Consider the following 17381-nt stretch of genomic DNA (forward strand, 5'->3'; position numbering starts at 1 on the left):
CGGGGTGGAGCGGGAGGGTCCTAAACCAGCACCTTCTCCGGCGTCGGAACGGTGCCGAGCGGGGTGGTCGCGTCAATTTCCATCAACGGTTTCAGCAACCCGTCGCGCAGGTCATAGACCCAGCCGTGTAGTTCGAGCGGCTGGCCCGCGGCGAAGGCACGCTGGACGATGTCGGTGCGGGCCAGCGCAACCAACTGGTCGCGGACGTTGAGTTCGACCAGCCGGTTGGCGCGCTGCTCCGCGGGGAGGGCGTCGAGTTCGTCGCGGTGGCTGTCGATCACGTCGCGGGCGATCGCCAGCCAGTCGTGGACATGCCCCTGCACGCCGCCTTCCAACGCCGCCTGGATGCCGCCGCAGCCATAATGGCCGCACACGATGATGTGCCCGACCTTCAGCACCTCGACCGCGAACTGCACCACCGACATCAGATTCTGGTCGTCGGGGTGGATCAGGTTGGCGATGTTGCGATGCATGAACATGCCGCCCGGTTCGGTATTGGTCAGCTGGTCGGGGGCGACGCGGCTGTCCGAACAGCCGATCCACAGGAATTCAGGCTGCTGCCCGGCAATCTGCCGCGCGAAATATTCGGGATTTTCCTCGAGCCGCTCGGCGGCCCATGCCTTGTTGGCAAGGAGCAGATGTTTGTATTCCCTCATGCGTAGGCGACCTCCTTGCGCGGCGCCTTGATCTGGGGCGCGGTCTTTTCGCCGATATCGCCGCGTACCAGCACGTTGATCCCGCGATACTGCGCATTCTTGATGAAGCCGTTGATGATGTCGATATTGTCGAGGTCGACATAGTTGGTCGCCGACAGGTCGATCACGACCGTGCAGTCGTCGGGCACCTTCTCCAGCTCCTTGGTCAGTTCGACCTTGTGGATGAAGTAGAGGTTGCGCTTGGCGCGGACCATGCAGCTGGCACCGGGGCCTTCGCCGTCCTGCACGAACGTCACCGCCGGGCGGAAATTGCGCGCGATGACGAACACGAAGCCGACGGCCAGCCCGACGACGATGCCCTTCAGCAGGTCGGTGAACAGGATGGCGAGGATCGTGACCACGAACGGCACGAACTGGGTCATGCCTTGTTTCCAGCGTTTGGTGAAAAGTTCTGGCTTGGTCAATTTATAGCCCGTCTGGATCAGCACCGCGGCGAGGGCCGATAGCGGGATCATGTTGAGCAGCATCGGCACCAGCAGGACGCTGAGCAGCAGCCACGTGCCGTGCAGGATCGTCGACATCTTCGACGCGGCATTCGCATCGACGTTCGCCGACGAGCGCACGATGACCGAGGTCACCGGCAGGCCGCCGATCAGCCCGGAGATGATGTTGCCGCTGCCCTGTGCCAGCAATTCGTGATTCTTGTCGGTCACGCGGCGCTTGGGATCGAGTTCGTCGACCGCCTTCACCGACAGCAGCGATTCGAGACTGGCGACGATCGCCAGCGTCACCGCCACCGTCCACACCGTCGCGTTGCCGATCTGCCCGAAATCGGGAAGGCTGAACAGCTTCACGAACCCGCCGAGGCCATCGGCGATCGGCACGCTGACCAGATGGGTCGGCTTCACCTGAATGGCCGGGGCGATGACGCCCAGCAGCGCGTTGATCGCGACCGAGCCGACGACGACGACCAGCGGGCCGGGGACGAAGCGCAGCGGGCCGTCCTTCGGCTTGTTCTTGTCCCACCAGAACAGGAAGGCGATGCTGATCGCGGCGATGATCGTGGCGCCCCACACCACCTGTTCGCGCAGCACGAAGAGGATGGTGTTGAACGTGTTGAGGCCATCGCCCTGATTGAACTGGAAATCGCCCGCCGGATCGCCGTCATAGCCGATCGCGTGCGGCACCTGCTTCAGGATCAGGATCAGGCCGATCGCCGCCAGCATGCCGGTGATGACCGAGGACGGCACGAATTCGCCGAGCACGCCCGAGCGCGAGAAGGACAGCAGGATCTGCATGCAGCCGGCAAGGAACACGGCGAGCAGGAATGCCTCGAAGCTCGGGAGCTTGGTGATCGCGTCGAGCACGATCACGGTCAGGCCGGCGGCGGGGCCGCTGACCGACAGCGGCGACTTGCTGAGCGAACCGACGACGATGCCGCCGACGATCCCGGCGATCAGCCCGGAAAAGAGCGGCGCACCCGATGCCAGCGCGACGCCGAGGCACAGTGGCAGCGCGACGAGCGCGACGACGATCGAGGACGGCACGTCCTGACGCAGATTGGCGAGTAGGGAGGGTTGCGACATGGCTGCGATGGCCTTGTTCTGAAACGAGGTGCGCCGAGCGTGCTTGGGGGAAGCACGCCCGGCGCGGTGCCCGGGATCGACGGAACGGGGGAGGGAAGGTTCGCCCCGCCGATCTTGCGGGAACGGCTATTCGGCGGCTTCTGCCGTCACGAAATCTGCGGCCAGGCGCTTGGCGGCGGGCAATGCCACCGGCAGCGGGCGATCCGGCTTGATCGGCACGAAGCGGCCGGTCGTGCCGTCGAGCGCGAGGATCGAGCCGGCATGGATGTCGACGAACCAGCCATGCAGCGTCAGATCGCCCTTGGCGATGCGCGACGCGACGGCCGGATGGGTGCGCAGGTGCGAAATCTGGACCACGACGTTTTCAAGGCTGGCCGCGCGGACCGCGGCGGCATCGTCGAGATCGGGATAGCTGTGCTGGATGACCGAATGGGCGGCATGGCTGTGGCGCAACCACGCGGCGACGCTGGGCAGCCCTTCGAGCGTCTCGGGCTTCATCAGCGCGCCCATCGCGCCGCAGCCCGAATGACCCGACACGATGATGTCGGTCACGCCGAGGACCGCGACCGCATATTCGACGGTCGAGGTGGTGCCGCCATTCTGCTGGGTGAAGGGGGGAACGATGTTGCCGGCGTTGCGGATGACGAACACGTCGCCCGGCTTCGCCTGCAGGATATGCTCGGGGACGACGCGCGAGTCCGAACAGGAGATCATCAGCACCTTCGGGCTCTGACCATCGGTGGCGAGCTTCGAATAGAGGTCGGCATCGCTGCCGAACACGTCCTTTTCGAACCCGAAAACCCGGCCGATCACGTCGTTCACGCAGCGTCTCCCTCAAAACCTGTCGGCCAGTGCAACCCTGCCGCTTGGGTCCATGCTATAGCCGGGGGAATCTTGCTGCGTTCGCCTGCGATGTAACGAATTATTGCTGGACCGCGAATGGCGCGGGCAGGATGATTGCGGCGCACAGCCCGCCGCTGACCCGGTTGCGCAGTTCCAGCCGGCCGCCTTCACCCTCCACCGCGCGCTGCACGATCGACAGGCCGAGGCCGAAGCCGACCGTGTCCCGCTTGCGCGCGGTGTCGAGCCGGACGAACGGTTCGAGCACGTCGCCCATCGATTCATCGGGAATGCCGGGGCCGTCATCCTCGACCCGGATCACCGTCGCGCCATCCTCCACGGCCAGCGTCAGCGTGACGCTGCCGCCATAATGGATCGCGTTTTCGACCAGGTTGATGACCGCACGGCGAAAACCGGAGCGACGCACGGCGCGTTCGAAATGGTCGGGGCCGACATAGGTCGCATCATGGCCATGGTCGGCGGCATCGTCGACGATACTGGCGCACAATACCGCCAGATCGACCAGCACGGCGCGTTCGGGTTCGCTCTCGCCGCCGAGAAAGGCGAGCAGCGAGGTGACCATCGCCTCCATTTCGGCGAGGTCGTTCTGGACCGTCTCGCGCACGTCGCGGTCGTAAATGGCGTCGGTGCGCAGCCGCAGCCGGGCGAGCGGGGTGCGCAGGTCGTGGCCGACCGCCGCCAGCGCGCGGGTCCGCTCGTCGATCAGGCGGTGGATGCGCGCCTGCAACCCGTTGAAGGCGACGACGAGGCGGCGGACCTCGCTCGGCCCCGCTTCCTCGATGGTCGGGAGGGTGGAGCCGCCACCGGGACCGAAGCGGTCGACCGCGTCGGCCAGTTGCCGCATCGGGCGCAGCGTGCGGCGGATCAGCAGCCCGCCGACCACCATCAGCGCGATCGCCGGGATCAGCGCCAGCAGGATGCGGCCGATGGCGAGGTCAAAGGCGCGCAGCGGTTCGAGCGTGCGGAAATAGAGCCAGCTGCCATCGTCGAGCCGTAGCGCCCCGCTGACCACCGATCGGCGGCCCTGTCCGATCAGCGTCAGATGCAGGCCGGTAGGGGCGAGGCTCGGCTCCCATGCCAGCACCTGTTGTTCCATCTCGCGCAGTTCGGTGCCGCTGGCGGGCAGTTCGGGCGCGGTCGCGCGCCATTGGACCGCATAGCGTTCGGTGGTCAGTTCCGCTGCCATGCCCGCCCGCTGGGTCACCGGGCGTTCCTCGACGATGCGTCTGGCGATCACCAGATGTTCGGCCAGCCGGCGGGCTTCGTCGTCGCGCACCGAAAACTGGCTGGCGCGTTCGTAGAGCAGCACCGACACGCCGAATTCGATGACGATCGTCAGCAGCAGGATCGCGACGATCCGCCCGATCAGGCCGAACGGAAGCGCCGGTATCCGCCGCGCCTCTGCCACCTCAGCGCCGCTCGACGGGGACATTCAGCATATAGCCGACGCCGCGCACGGTGACGATCGGCGGCGTGCCGCCGGCGGTCGACAGCTTGCGGCGCAAACGGCTGATGAGCACATCGATGCTGCGGTCGGACGAATCGCCCAGCCGGGTACGCGACAATTCGATCAGCCGTTCGCGCGCGATCACCCGTTGCGCATGGTCGAGCAGCACGACCAGCAGGTCGAATTCGGCCCCGGTCAGGTCGACCGCCGCGCCGGTGGGTGAGGTCAGTTCGCGGCGCGGCAGGTTCGCGGTCCAGCCTTCGAAGCTGTAGATGCCTTCCTCGCGCTGCGCCGCCTGTGCGTTCAACTCGCCCCGGCGCAGCACGGCGCGGACGCGGGCGATCAGTTCGCGCGTGCCGAACGGCTTGGGCAGATAGTCGTCGGCACCGAGTTCGAGGCCGATGACGCGGTCGACCTCGCTGCCCTTGGCCGACACGAAGATGATCGGCACGGCGCTGTTCTGCCGGATCTGGCGGCACAGGTCGATGCCGCTGGTGCCGGGCAGCATGATGTCGAGCAGGATCAGGTCGACCGGCCCCTGTTCCAGCGCCAGCCACATTTCGGGCGCGGCGGAACAGGTGCGGACATGATAGCCATTTTCCTGCAGCGCGCGGGCGGTCAGCGTGCGGAGCGCGGGATCGTCCTCGACGACGATGATCGATGGGGCGGTCATGCGGGGTGGCTCGGGTTGGTCATGGCGTATTCGGTCCCGGCGGCAATCGATGAAATCGTTCGTCCCGAGTAGCCGCTGAGCCTGTCGAAGCGGCGTATCGAAGGACCGTTTGTGGCGGGTGCTTCGATACGGGCCTTCGACTACGCTCAGTCCCTACTCAGCACGAACGGCATTTGAGAATACAGACTTAGGGGAAGGCTGCGACGCCGGTCAATTCGTCTCGCGCCCGATCGGATACAGCAGAAACCGTTCGTCATAATAAGGCGTGCGGGCATAGAACCACTGCAACCGCGCAGTGGCGTCGTTCGCGAATTCGGGATCGGCGGCGAGCTTCGCGTCGAATTCCGCCTTCAGCTTCGGGTTGCTTGCCAGCATTTTGTCGGCGAGCGGGGCGATGGCATAGCCTTCGATATATTCGGTGCGGGCCAGCATCGCCGGGGCCATGTTCCATGCCAGCACCCCGTCCTCGCTTTCGGGTTCGAGCAGAAAGGCGGCGAGCAGACCCAGCGGCTGCTCGGCGGGGACGCGGACCGATCCAGGTGGCATCGTCTCGCGGCGGCGTTCGTGGACGATCTTTGCCTCCAGCGGGACATGGCCTTCGCTGGCCGGCTGCAATTTCGGTTCGGTCGCGCGCGCCATGTCGAGGTCGAGCGTGCGGGGGGCGTCGATCGGCTCGTAGCGGATGCCATGCAGTTTCAGCAGGTCGATGACGTGCGGCAGAGTGGCGGGAACCCACCATGCTTTCGGCAGGCTGACGGTCTTGTCGGGCAGGCTGCCGAACACCGGCATTTTGAACGTCACCGGCTTGGGCAGCCAGCGCAGTTCGTCGCGGCCCGATGCGGGCGAGCGGTAGCTGTCGTGCGCCAGTCCGAGGAAATCGACGCTGTAGAGCGGGGTCGGGTTCGGTTTCCATGTCATCGTCGCGCTGGTCGGGCGGTCGGCGCGGTCGGCGTCGATCGCCGCGCGCAGTTCGGCGGCACGATCGGCGGCGATGCGGAGCGATTCCTCGACGAACACATAGGTGCCGAGCACGCGCTGGTAATAGGGTTTGAGCGAATGCGTCTCGACCAGCACGGTCGGGATATGGGCGATGTCGCCATAGCCGGTCGAGAAACGCGGCGTGTCGACGTCCTGGCTCATGCCCTTTTCCGGGGCGCGATTGTCGAGCGTGCTGACATAATAGCCGGGGGTGTGGCCGCCACGTTTCAGCGCGGCGTCCATGGCCGGGCGCAGCCGCGTGTCGAGAAACCGGCCGATGGCTGCCGAGCGGGCGTAATAGCCCCGCCAGCCCGAAAAGGCGTAGGTGACGTCGTAGCGATGATCAATGCCGTCGGTGACGTGCAGGTCGAGATACAGGACCGGGTCGAGCCGGCGGATGAGGCCGATCATCGCCTGCGTCTCCGGCGCGTCGGCTTTCAGGTAATCGCGGTTGAGGTTGAGATTCTGCGCGGTGGTGCGCCAGCCCATATCCTTCGGCCCGCGCTGGTTCGGGCGGTTATACGGGCCGGAGCGTTCGTGGCCGTCGACATTGTAGATGGGGACGAACACCAGATCGACCTTGTCGAGCAGCCTGTCCTTGCCGCGCAGCGCGATGTCGCGCAGCAGCATCAGCCCGGCATCCTTGCCCTCGATCTCACCGGCATGGATGCCGGCTTGCACCAGCACGACCGGCTTGTTCGCCGCGCCCTTGTGTGCGCGGACCGCGTAGAGCTCGCGGCCTTGCGGGCTTTTGCCGAAGATTTCGATGGTCAGTAGCGGGGACGCCGCGACCAGCCGGTCGATCCATGCGCGGGTTGCCGCATAGTCGGGCGTGGTGACGAAACCGCTCGCTTCGGCCGGGGTGATCCACGGGTCGTTCGGTTTGGCGACCAGCTTCTCGCTGGCGCCGTGCCACGCGCGGATTGGTGGCAGTGGGGCTTCGAGCGGGCTTTGGGCGGTGGCGGCGGAGGCGAGCAGGGCGGCGGCGAGGATCAGGAAACGCATGGCGCAATCGTAGCGGATGCTGGCAGCGACGCCAGTGTCCGTATTCCGTCGCCCCTGCGCAGGCTGGGGCATCCTGCGGCGGGGAGGCGCTTCATTACCGGGAGATCCCGGCCGTCGCAGGGATGACGATGGGGGCAGGATTGCTCGCCAATCCATTCCCCAGCCGGAACGATCCGTTCCGTAACAAGTTGTTGCTCGGCAATACCCCTGTATGGAGCCACGGCGATCGCCCCGGCCTATGAGTTCAAGCCGCACGAACGGCCGTTCCTGCCCGGTTCGCCCGCCACGCCCGAGCACCCGTTCGCGCGTCGCGTGGGCTATTTCGCGATCGGCATGTTGCTGGGCGTCACCGGCGGGTTCAATAACGGGCTGCTGATCGCCAACCTGCCGCAGATCCAGGGGTCGCTGGGGCTCACCCCGGTCGAGGGCGGGTGGCTGACCGCGATCTATTCGATGACCAGCGTGTGCATGTCGATGCTGCTCATCAAGTTCCGTCAGCAATTCGGGTTACAGCGGTTTACGCGTATCTTCCTGTTGGCCTTCCTGATCCTGAACGTGTTGCAGGTTTTCGTCCACAGCTATGGCGTGCAGTTGATCGTGCGCGGGGCCGCCGGGGTGGCGGGCAGCGCGCTGACGACCTTGTGCTTCCTCTATATCATGCAGGCGCTGCCCGCCGCCGCGCGGCTGTCGGGGATGATCATCGGCTTTGGCGCGTCGCAGGTGGCGCTGCCGCTGGCGCGCACTTTATCGCCGCTGCTGTTGGCCGATGGGCGGATCGAGGCGCTGTTCCTGTTCGAACTGGGGCTGACGCTGATGTGTCTCGGCGCGGTGGCCTTGCTGCGCCTGCCGCCGTCGGAGCGGACCCCGGCGTTCGAGCGGATCGACTTCCTGACCTTCGCGCTGTTCGCACCCGGCATCGCGCTGCTGTGCGCGGTGCTGGTGCAGGGGCGGATCCAGTGGTGGTCGACGCCGTGGCTGGGATACGCCACCGCCGCCGCCATCCCGCTGATTGGCGGGGCGCTGCTGATCGAGCATAACCGCGCCAATCCGCTGCTCAACACGCGATGGATGCTCGGGCGCAACATCGTGCGCTTCGCGATCGTCGCCGCATCGCTGCGTATCCTGCTGTCCGAACAGACGTTCGGCGCGGTCGGGCTGCTGACCGTCGTCGGCATGGGCAATGATCAGCTGGTGACATTGAGCCTCGTCATGACGCTGGCGTCGATCGCGGGGCTGGTCGTCTGCCTCAAGACGCTGAACATGCAGGATTTGTACAAGCCGGTGGTGATCGCGGTCGCGCTGATCGGCATCGGCGCGTGGATGGATTCGGATTCGACCAACCTGACCCGCCCGTCGAGCCTGTATGTCAGCCAGTCGATCATCGCCTTTGCCGCGCTCTACTTCCTCGGACCGATGGTGATGATCGGCATCTTTCGCGCGCTGGCGCGGGGGCCGAGCCATATCATCAGCTTCTCGGCGATCTTCAGCATTTCGCAGACGATGGGCGGGCTGGCCGGGACCGCACTGCTGGGATCGTTCCAGATCGTGCGCGAGAAATATCACGCGTTCGAACTGACCCAGAGCCTGACGGTGACCGATCCGCTGGTCGTGCAGCGTATCCAGCAACTGGGTGGCGCCTATGCCCGCGTGCTCGGCGACGCGACGCTGCGGCAGGCGTCGGGCACGGGGCTGCTGGGGCAACAGGTGACGCGGGAGGCGAACATCCTCGCCTATAACGATGTCTTCCTCGCCGTCGCGATCCTGTCGGCGGCGATGGTGGTGTGGCTGGGCGCGCTGTGGCTGCGCTTCCGCCTGAAGGGCGTGAACCCGCTCGCCGCCGATCTCGCCGCCGTGCAACGCATGCGACAGCAGCAAATGTCATGACCGATACGCAACTTACCGAAGACGAAAAACAGCGGCTGACCGACCCGGTGGAGGTGCCGCGCGAACCGGCAAAGGCGCGTGGCTGGGCCCCGCCGCGCGGGTCGCTGAAATCCACGATGGGCTTCGTCGCGCTGCTGCTCGGCGGCATTGCGCTGGCGCTCTATGCGTGGGGGCTGTGGCCGTTCGGCAGCGCGATTCAGGCGACCGACAATGCCTATGTCCGCGGGCAGACGACGATCATCGCGCCGCAGGTCAACGGCTATGTCACGCAAGTGCTGGTCCGCGATTTTCAGGATGTGAAGGCCGGGCAGGTGCTGGCCCGGATCGACGACCGCATCTATCGCCAGCGCGTCGATCAGGCGCGGGCCGGGCTGGCGGCGCAACAGGCGAACCTCGCCAATTCGCAACAAAGCGAACGGTCGAGCGAAGCGAGTCTCGGCGGGCAGGCGGCGGCGGTCGTCAATGCGCAGGCACAGCTGGCGCGGGCGCAGGCCGATATGGCACGCGTCAACGATCTGGTTGCGCAGGGGTCGGTGTCGCTGCGCGAACGCGACCAGACGCTGGCAGCGCTTCGCGCCGCACAGGCCGGGGTGTTGCAGGCGCAGGCGCAGCGTAGCGTCGCGCAGGAACAGGTGCGGACGGTGACGGTCGGGCGCGGCGGGCTGAACGCAGCGGTCGAGAATGCACGCGCGGCGGTGCGGCTGGCCGAGATCGATCTGGCCAACACGATCATCCGCGCGCCGCAGGACGGACGGCTGGGCGAGGTCGGGGTGCGGCTGGGGCAATATGTGACGGCCGGCACGCAGATGATGTTCCTCGTGCCGCCGACCGTGTGGGTCACCGCCAATTTCAAGGAAGCGCAGACGGCGCGCATGGCGCCGGGACAGCCGGCGACGATCCGCGTCGATGCGCTCGACCGGGCGGAGCTGCGCGGGCGGGTCGAACGCATCGCGCCTGCCGCCGCCAACGAGTTCGCGGTGATCCGGGCGGACAATGCCACGGGTAACTTCGTGAAGGTGGCGCAGCGTATTCCGGTGCGGATCGCGATCGATGCGCGCGATCCGCTGATCCAGCGACTGCGGCCGGGCATGTCGGTCGAGGCGCGGGTCGATACCCGTAGCGGCGTATCCCCGGCGGCGCGGTGAGGGGACGGATCGCCCTGACGGCACTGGCGTTTCTCGGCGCCTGTGCTCCGCCCGAACGACCGCATCCGGAGGCAGCGGCGGTTGCACCGCCGATGGCGTGGCGCACCCCGTTGCCGGGCAGCGTGCCGATAACGGCGAACTGGTGGCAGGCATTCGGCGATCCCGAACTGACCCGACTGGTCGAGGCGGCGCTGGCCAACAATCCCGACATCGCCATCGCCGCCGCGCGCGTGGCCGAGGCGCGCGGGCAGGAGCGGGTGGCACGCGCGGCGCGCTTCCCGACGCTCGACGCCGGGGTGGGATTGATCGAGCAGCGTGCGCTCAACGCGTTCGGATCGGCGACGACCGGCACTTCGCTGCAACCCGTGTTCCAGTCGGCCTATGAGATCGACCTGTTCGGGCGGGTCGGGCAGACGATCGCGGCGGCGCGGCTGACGGGCGATGCCGCCGCCGCCGCCGCCGACAGCGCCCGGCTGGCGGTCGCCGCCGCTGCCGCCAGCGGCTATGTGACGTTGCGCGGCCTCGATGCGCGGATCGAGACCGTACGGGCGACGATCGCGTCGCGGGGCGAGGCGTTGCGCATCGCCCGTTCGCGCGCGGAGGCGGGCTATACTTCGCAACTCGAACTGCGACAGGCCGAGGCCGAATATGCCGGCGTGACGCAGACGCTGCCGCAGCTCGAACTGCTGGCGCGGCGGCAGGAAAATGCGTTGGCGCTACTGACCGGCACGCCGCCGCGGGCGATTGACCGCGGACGGGCCTTGGAGGCGCTGGTGCCGCCACCGATACCGGCGGGGCTGCCGTCCGACCTGTTGCGGCGCCGGCCCGATATCGCGCAGGCCGAGGCGACGCTGGCGGCGAGCGATGCGTCGCTGGCGGGGGCACGCGCGCAGTTTCTGCCGTCGCTGCGGCTGACCGGATCGACCGGGGAAGTGCTGTCGAGTGCGCTGCCCAATCCGGTCGGCATCTGGTCGATCGGGGCGAGCGTGCTAGCGCCGCTGTTCCGGGGCGGGCAATTGCGTGGGAATTACGATGCGGCGACCGCCCGACGGGATCAGGCCGCCTTCGCCTATCAACGCAGCGTGCTGACCGCGTTTCGCGAGGTCGAGGATGCGCTGGCGGCGGTCGACAGGCTGGCGGTGCAGCGGCGCGCGCTGGAGGCGCAACGCACGGCAACGGCCGAAGCGCTACGCCATGCCACCAACCGCTATCGGGCCGGCTACAGCCCCTATCTGGAACAGCTCGACGCACAGCGGGCGTTGTTCAGCGCCGAATTGTCGCTCGAACAGGTGCGGGCCGATCAGTTGAACGCGCTGGTCGCGCTGTATCAGGCGATGGGCGGCGGCTGGGGGACCGGCGAATGATCCGGGTCGCGACGATGGAGGACGTTCCCACGCTGCACGCGCTGGTCGAGGCGGCGTTTCGCGGCGAATCGGCGCGGGGCGGGTGGACGCATGAGGCGGACCTGCTCGACGGGCAGCGCATCGATCGCGCGGCGCTGACCGATGTGATGACCGATCCCGATCGCACGATCCTGATGACCGACGATGCGACCGGATGCGTCCAGGTGTCGCAGATCGCGCCGGACCTGGCCGCGCTGGGCCTGTTGGCGGTGCGGCCGGACGTGCAGGCCGGCGGGCTGGGGCGGCGGCTGGTGCTGGCGGCGGAGGACCATGCCGTGCGCATCCATGGCGCCCGGAGGATGGAGATGACGGTCATAGCCGTGCGGGACGAACTGATCGCATGGTATGCGCGGCAGGGCTATTGCCGCACCGGCGAAATCCGGCCGTTCCCGATGGACGATCCGCGCTTCGGCCTGCCGCGCCAGCCCCTGTCGTTCGTCGTACTGGAACGCAGCCTGCCGCGATGACCGCCGAAACGACAAGCCCCGCCCGGGGGACCGGACGGGGCCTGCAACGGCAGCGCAAGGGAGTGCGCGAGTTCGGTTTAACCCGCTGCAACAAATCCGCAATGGTTCTTTTGGAGACCCGGGTACGCCGGACTGTCCAACAATTGGTCAACCCAGCGCTCGACAAGGTTCATCAGCCGCGAATAGGCGGTCGCATCGTCGAAATCGGGGTCCGCGATACGGCGGTGCATGATCCCGGCGCCGACCGTCAGGATCATTTCGGCAAGCTCGGCACGCGACTCGGCCTGATCGGGGCGGGGGGCAAGGCCGGTCAGCGACAGGATCAGTGCCTGCTTGACCCGGCGGTTGATGTCGTGCGCGATCGCCTTGATCCGGTCGTTGCGCGCAGCCTCGGCGATAATTTCGGGCATCAACTGTCGCGACTCGATGTCCCTGCCGCACTGCAAGAACATCCGCAGCCATGCGCGGATCGCATCGACATCGCCGGTCTTCACCGCCTGCGCAATCTCGGCCTCGTGCAGGAAGGTGGTGAGGTCGCCCTCGACGATCGCGGCGACGATCGCCTCCTTGTCGGCGAAATCGCGATAAATCTGCCCGACCTTGATGCCGGACACCGCCGCGATCTGCGCGACGCCAGTCCCGTGGAAACCATGTTCGGCGAACAGCGTCCGCGCCACCGCCACCAGCTTTTCGCGCCGGGCCAATGCCTTGCTCGCCCGGCATGCCGCTCCGCACTGCAACAAATTCACGTCCGATTCACCTGTAACCTCTTGCCACTTTCCGCCGGTCGGCGTAGGCGCCGCCAATGTGTGAGTGATCGATCACTCACGTTTAGCACATCCGTCGAGGACGTTCATGAAAAATCGCATGGCCCCATTGGCACTGGCGCTCCTCCTTTCGGCCTGTGGCGGGGGCGGCGGCGAACAGCAACCGCAGCAGGGCGCGCCGCAGGGGCCGCCGCAGGTCGGCTTCGTGACGGTACAGGCGCAGCCGGTAACGCTGACCACGCAGTTGCCGGGCCGCACCGCGCCCTATGAAACGTCGGATGTGCGACCGCAGGTAAACGGGCTGATCCTCGCCCGGCTGTTCCAGGAGGGCGATTATGTCCGGCAGGGTCAGCCGCTCTATCGCATCGACCCGTCGCCTTATCAGGCGTCGGTGGCGAGTGCCCGTGCGGCACTGTCGCGGGCGCAGGCATCGATCGCCTCGACCCGCAACCTCGCCCGGCGCTATGGCGAACTGGTCAAGATCAACGCGATCAGTCGGCAGGAATATGAGAATGCGGTGACCGGCGCGCAGCAGGCGCAGGCGGACATCGCCGCGCAGCAGGCCGCGTTGCGACAGGCGCAGATCGATCTGTCGCGCACGACGATCAAGGCGCCGATCTCGGGCCGGATCGGCCGGTCGGTCTATACCACCGGCGCGCTGGTGTCGGCGGCGCAGACCGAGGCGCTGACCACCATCCAGCGGCTCGACCCGATCTATGTCGACATCCAGCAGTCGAGCGCCGACCTGCTCAAGCTGCGGCAGCAGATCCTCGACGGCGACCTGTCGCGCGGGTCCGGCGCGGCGCGGGTCCGGCTGAAGCTGGAGGATGGCAGCACCTATCCGATCGAGGGGACGTTGAAGTTCACCGACGTGACCGTCGATCCGGCGACGGGGACGCAGGCGATCCGGGCGGTCTTCGCCAATCCGCGCGGGCTGTTGCTGCCGGGCATGTATGTCCGCGCCGAACTGGTCGAAGGGACCAAGGCGAACGGCATGCTGGTGCCGCAGCGTGCGGTGACCCGCGATCCGAAGGGCAGCGCGACGGTGCTGGTCGTCGGGGCCGACGGCAAGCTGGCGCCGCGCCCGCTGACGACCGACCGCACGATCGGCGATGCGTGGCTGGTGACCGGCGGGTTGCAGCCCGGCGACAAGGTCGTCGTCGAAGGCGCGCAGATGTTGCAGCCCGGCACTCCGGTGAAGGGCTATCCATGGACGCCGCAGACCGCCGGCGCGGCACCGCAGGGCGCTGCCCCCGGTGCCGCCGGCGGTCCGCAGGCACAGGCGAAGTAACCGCTGATGTCCCGCTATTTCATCGACCGGCCCATCTTCGCCTGGGTCATCGCCGTCGTCATGATGCTGGCCGGCGCGATCGCGATCCGCAGCCTGCCGATCGCGCAGTTCCCCGAAATCGCACCGCCCGCGGTCGCGATCACCGCCACCTATCCGGGGGCGGACGCGGAGACGCTGGAGCGTACGACGACCCAGATCATCGAACAGCAGCTGCGCGGCATCGACAATCTGCGCTATTTCTCGTCCTCCTCCTCCTCGGCGGGGACGGTGACGATCACGCTGACGTTCGAACAGGGCACCGATCCCGACATCGCGCAGGTGCAGGTCCAGAACAAGTTGCAGGCGGCGACCCCGCTATTGCCGCAGGAGGTGCAGCGGCAGGGTATTCAGGTCACCAAGTCCGCCGCCAGCTTCCTGGTTGTCGTCGGTCTGGTCTCGACCGACGGATCGCACAGCAACAACGACCTGTCCGACATGGTGGTGTCGCAGTTCCAGGACCCGATCAGCCGCGTATCCGGCGTCGGTGAATTGCAGGTGTTCGGCGCGCAATATGCGATGCGCATCTGGGTCGATCCGCTGAAGCTCAACAGCTATCAGCTGACCATCGGCGACGTGACGGCGGCGGTACAGGCGCAGAATGCGCAGGTCTCCGCCGGACAGATCGGCGCGCAGCCGGCGCCCAAGGAGCAGATGCTGAACGCCACGGTAAGCGTTCAGTCGCGCCTGCAAACGCCAGAGCAGTTCGCCAATATCCGGCTGAAGACCAATGCCGACGGCGCGGTCGTCCGGTTGGGCGATGTCGCGCGGGTCGAGATCGGCGCGGAGAATTACGGCTTCGACGTGCAGTATAACGGCCGTCCGGCATCGGGCTTCGGCGTCCGGCTGGCGGCGGGTGCCAATGCGCTCGACACGGTCGAACTGGTCAAGGCGCGCGCGCAGGAAATCGGTCGCGGCCTGCCGGGCGACGTCAAGGTCATCTATCCGTACGACACGACGCCGTTCGTCCGCCTGTCGGTCGAACAGGTCATCCACACGCTGATCGAGGCGGTGGTGCTGGTCTTCCTCGTCATGTTCCTGTTCCTGCAGAACTGGCGGGCGACGATCATCCCGACCATCGCGGTGCCGGTGGTGCTGCTCGGCACCTTTGCGGTGATGGCGGTCGCGGGCTTCACCATCAACACGCTGACGCTGTTCGGCATGGTGCTGGCGATCGGCCTGCTGGTTGACGACGCGATCGTCGTGGTCGAGAACGTCGAACGTCTGATCCAGACCGAAGGGCTGTCGCCGAAGGAAGCGGCGCGCAAGTCGATGGACGAGATCACCGGCGCGCTGGTAGGCATCGGCCTCGTCCTGTCGGCGGTGTTCCTGCCGATGGCGTTCTTCGGCGGGTCGACCGGCGTCATCTACCGCCAGTTCTCGATCACGATCGTGTCGGCGATGGTGCTGTCGGTGCTGGTCGCGCTGATCCTGACGCCGGCATTGTGCGCCACGATCCTGAAACCGCATGATCCGCACAAGCATGAGCAGGGCAACGGCCTGCTCGCGCGCTTCTTCCGCTGGTTCAACGACAAGTTCGAACGCGGCCAGCACAAGTACGAAGGCGGCGTCCGGCGCACCACGCGCAACTGGAAACGGTCGATGCTGGTCTATCTGCTGATCGTCGGCGGCATGGTGTTCGTGTTCACGCGCCTGCCCTCGGGCTTCCTGCCCGACGAGGATCAGGGGACGGTGCTGGCGCTGGTACAGGGCCCGGCGGGCGCGACCAGCGGTCGTACCGAAAAGGGTCTGAACCTGGTGCGCGACCATTTCCTCAAGCAGGAATCGGCCAATGTCGCCGGGGTCTTCACGATCAACGGGTTCAGCTTTGCGGGACAGGGGCAGAATGCCGGTCTGGTGTTCGTCAACCTGAAGCCGTGGGACGAACGCAGCGGTGCCGAGAACAAGGCACAGTCGATCGTCGGTCGGGCAATGGGCGCGTTCGCGGGCTACAAGGACGGGCTGATCTTCGCGCTGGTGCCGCCTGCCGTGCAGGAACTGGGCAATGCGACCGGGTTCGACGTGCAACTCGTCGATACCGGCGGCATCGGCCATGACCGTCTGCTCCAGGCGCGCAACATGATGCTCGGCATGGCCGCGCAGGACGGGCGCGTCGCACAGGTGCGTCCGCTCAGCCTCGACGATGCGCCGCAGCTGAAAATCAATATCGACGAGGACAAGGCGCGCGCGCTGGGCCTCGACCTTGCCGACGTCAATTCGACGATCTCGACGGCATGGGGCGGCGGTTATATCAACGACTTCATCGATCGGGGGCGCGTGAAGCGCGTCTATATCCAGGCCGATACCCCGTACCGCCTGAGCCCCGAAGATGTCGGCGACCTGTATGTGCGCAACGCCACCGGACAGATGGTGCCGTTCACCGCCTTCTCGACGCTCGAATGGGCCAATGCGCCGGTCCAGCTGACCCGGTATAACGGGCAGTCGGCGATGCAGCTGCAGGGTTCGCCGGGGGCGGGGCTGAGCACCGGTGCGGCGATGACGGCGATGGAGGAAATCCATGCCAAGCTGCCGCCGGGCACCGCGCTCGAATGGACCGGGCTGTCGTTCGAGGAACGACTATCGGGCGGGCAGGCGCCGGCGCTGTACGGGCTGTCGCTGCTGATCGTGTTCCTGTGTCTCGCCGCACTGTATGAAAGCTGGTCGGTGCCGATCTCGGTCCTGCTCGTCGTGCCGCTCGGGATTCTCGGCGCGTTGCTGGCGGCGTGGCTGACGGGTCTCAACAACGACATCTACCTGCAGGTCGGCCTGATCACCACGATCGGCGTGTCGGCGAAGAATGCGATCCTGATCGTGGAATTCGCCGAGGAGCGGATGGGAGACGGGATGAACGCGGTCGATGCGGCGGTGGAGGCCGCCCGGCTGCGCCTGCGCCCGATCCTGATGACGTCGCTCGCCTTCGTCTTCGGCGTGTTGCCGCTGGCATTGTCGACCGGGGCCGGGGCCGGCGGGCAGAATGCGATCGGCCGGGCGGTGGTCGGCGGCATGTTGTCGGCGACGATCCTCGCCATCTTCTTCGTGCCGATGTTCTTCGTCGTCGTCCTGCGCCTGTTCGGCCATGGCGGCAGCGACAAGAACACCCCGTCCGCCAACCGGGACATCGAACCCGATGGCGGCAACCGGTCCTCCGACGGCGGCGAAGCTGCGCCGCAGGGGGCATGACC

General features: G+C 66.9%; 13 protein-coding genes. 6 read left to right on the forward strand and 7 right to left on the reverse strand.

Annotated features, from left to right (window positions below; all coding sequences use genetic code 11):
- Window positions 1–20: 20 nt before the first annotated feature.
- From MF607_RS02815 to MF607_RS02840, 6 genes are all read right to left on the reverse strand, one after another.
- Complete coding sequence (locus MF607_RS02815) at window positions 21–656, reverse strand: carbonic anhydrase (RefSeq protein ID WP_242115955.1); 636 nt, start codon at window positions 654–656, stop codon at window positions 21–23.
- Window positions 653–2242: a SulP family inorganic anion transporter gene (locus tag MF607_RS02820; protein WP_242115956.1), complete on the reverse strand. Its 1590-nt coding sequence runs from the start codon at window positions 2240–2242 to the stop codon at window positions 653–655. Before MF607_RS02820 ends, MF607_RS02815 begins: the two co-directional genes overlap by 4 nt.
- 126 nt (window positions 2243–2368) lie before the next feature.
- A complete protein-coding gene (locus MF607_RS02825) occupies window positions 2369–3064 on the reverse strand; it encodes a carbonic anhydrase (protein WP_242115957.1) in 696 nt (231 codons plus the stop codon).
- Between the two features lie 100 nt (window positions 3065–3164).
- Entirely contained in the window at window positions 3165–4535 is a 1371-nt protein-coding gene (locus MF607_RS02830; protein WP_242115958.1) for an ATP-binding protein, read from the reverse strand.
- Window positions 4513–5223: a response regulator gene (locus MF607_RS02835; RefSeq protein WP_242115959.1), complete on the reverse strand. Its 711-nt coding sequence runs from the start codon at window positions 5221–5223 to the stop codon at window positions 4513–4515. The genes MF607_RS02830 and MF607_RS02835 overlap by 23 nt, the downstream gene beginning before the upstream one ends.
- A 210-nt stretch (window positions 5224–5433) precedes the next feature.
- Window positions 5434–7206, reverse strand: a complete 1773-nt coding sequence (locus MF607_RS02840; protein ID WP_242115960.1) for a M14 family metallopeptidase — start codon at window positions 7204–7206, stop codon at window positions 5434–5436.
- 312 nt (window positions 7207–7518) lie between these two features.
- Here MF607_RS02840 and MF607_RS02845 point away from each other — a divergent pair, with 312 nt between their 5' ends.
- The 4 genes from MF607_RS02845 to MF607_RS02860 are packed head-to-tail and all read left to right on the forward strand — an operon-like array spanning window position 7519 to window position 12105.
- A complete protein-coding gene (locus tag MF607_RS02845) occupies window positions 7519–9090 on the forward strand; it encodes an MFS transporter (protein ID WP_242115961.1) in 1572 nt (523 codons plus the stop codon).
- Window positions 9087–10235 (forward strand): HlyD family secretion protein, encoded by a 1149-nt coding sequence (locus MF607_RS02850; RefSeq protein WP_242115962.1) that lies wholly within the window; start codon window positions 9087–9089, stop codon window positions 10233–10235. Before MF607_RS02845 ends, MF607_RS02850 begins: the two co-directional genes overlap by 4 nt.
- On the forward strand, window positions 10232–11599 hold the full coding sequence (locus tag MF607_RS02855) for an efflux transporter outer membrane subunit (protein ID WP_242115963.1): 1368 nt from the start codon (window positions 10232–10234) through the stop codon (window positions 11597–11599). The genes MF607_RS02850 and MF607_RS02855 overlap by 4 nt, the downstream gene beginning before the upstream one ends.
- Complete coding sequence (locus MF607_RS02860) at window positions 11596–12105, forward strand: GNAT family N-acetyltransferase (RefSeq protein WP_242115964.1); 510 nt, start codon at window positions 11596–11598, stop codon at window positions 12103–12105. Before MF607_RS02855 ends, MF607_RS02860 begins: the two co-directional genes overlap by 4 nt.
- A gap of 77 nt (window positions 12106–12182) precedes the next feature.
- Here the strand turns inward: MF607_RS02860 and MF607_RS02865 are convergent, their stop codons facing one another.
- Complete coding sequence (locus tag MF607_RS02865) at window positions 12183–12854, reverse strand: TetR/AcrR family transcriptional regulator (RefSeq protein ID WP_242115965.1); 672 nt, start codon at window positions 12852–12854, stop codon at window positions 12183–12185.
- A gap of 118 nt (window positions 12855–12972) precedes the next feature.
- Between MF607_RS02865 and MF607_RS02870 the strand changes: the two genes are divergently transcribed.
- Window positions 12973–14163, forward strand: coding sequence for an efflux RND transporter periplasmic adaptor subunit (locus MF607_RS02870; RefSeq protein ID WP_242115966.1), 1191 nt, complete (start codon window positions 12973–12975; stop codon window positions 14161–14163).
- Between the two features lie 6 nt (window positions 14164–14169).
- On the forward strand, window positions 14170–17379 hold the full coding sequence (locus MF607_RS02875) for an efflux RND transporter permease subunit (RefSeq protein ID WP_242115967.1): 3210 nt from the start codon (window positions 14170–14172) through the stop codon (window positions 17377–17379).
- The last annotated feature ends 2 nt before the right edge of the window (window positions 17380–17381 follow it).

Source organism: Sphingomonas lacusdianchii (assembly GCF_022664395.1).
In the GTDB taxonomy this organism is placed as follows: domain Bacteria; phylum Pseudomonadota; class Alphaproteobacteria; order Sphingomonadales; family Sphingomonadaceae; genus Sphingomonas; species Sphingomonas lacusdianchii.

Bases quoted from the DNA above. Each gene is read 5' to 3' on its own strand.
- MF607_RS02815 (WP_242115955.1), bottom strand. From the start codon at position 656: ATGAGGGAATACAAACATCTGCTCCTTGCCAACAAGGCATGGGCCGCC.
- MF607_RS02820 (WP_242115956.1), bottom strand. From the start codon at position 2,242: ATGTCGCAACCCTCCCTACTCGCCAATCTGCGTCAGGACGTGCCGTCC.
- MF607_RS02830 (WP_242115958.1), bottom strand. From the start codon at position 4,535: ATGTCCCCGTCGAGCGGCGCTGAGGTGGCAGAGGCGCGGCGGATACCG.
- MF607_RS02835 (WP_242115959.1), bottom strand. From the start codon at position 5,223: ATGACCGCCCCATCGATCATCGTCGTCGAGGACGATCCCGCGCTCCGC.
- MF607_RS02840 (WP_242115960.1), bottom strand. From the start codon at position 7,206: ATGCGTTTCCTGATCCTCGCCGCCGCCCTGCTCGCCTCCGCCGCCACC.
- MF607_RS02850 (WP_242115962.1), top strand. From the start codon at position 9,087: ATGACCGATACGCAACTTACCGAAGACGAAAAACAGCGGCTGACCGAC.
- MF607_RS02860 (WP_242115964.1), top strand. From the start codon at position 11,596: ATGATCCGGGTCGCGACGATGGAGGACGTTCCCACGCTGCACGCGCTG.
- MF607_RS02870 (WP_242115966.1), top strand. From the start codon at position 12,973: ATGGCCCCATTGGCACTGGCGCTCCTCCTTTCGGCCTGTGGCGGGGGC.
- MF607_RS02875 (WP_242115967.1), top strand. From the start codon at position 14,170: ATGTCCCGCTATTTCATCGACCGGCCCATCTTCGCCTGGGTCATCGCC.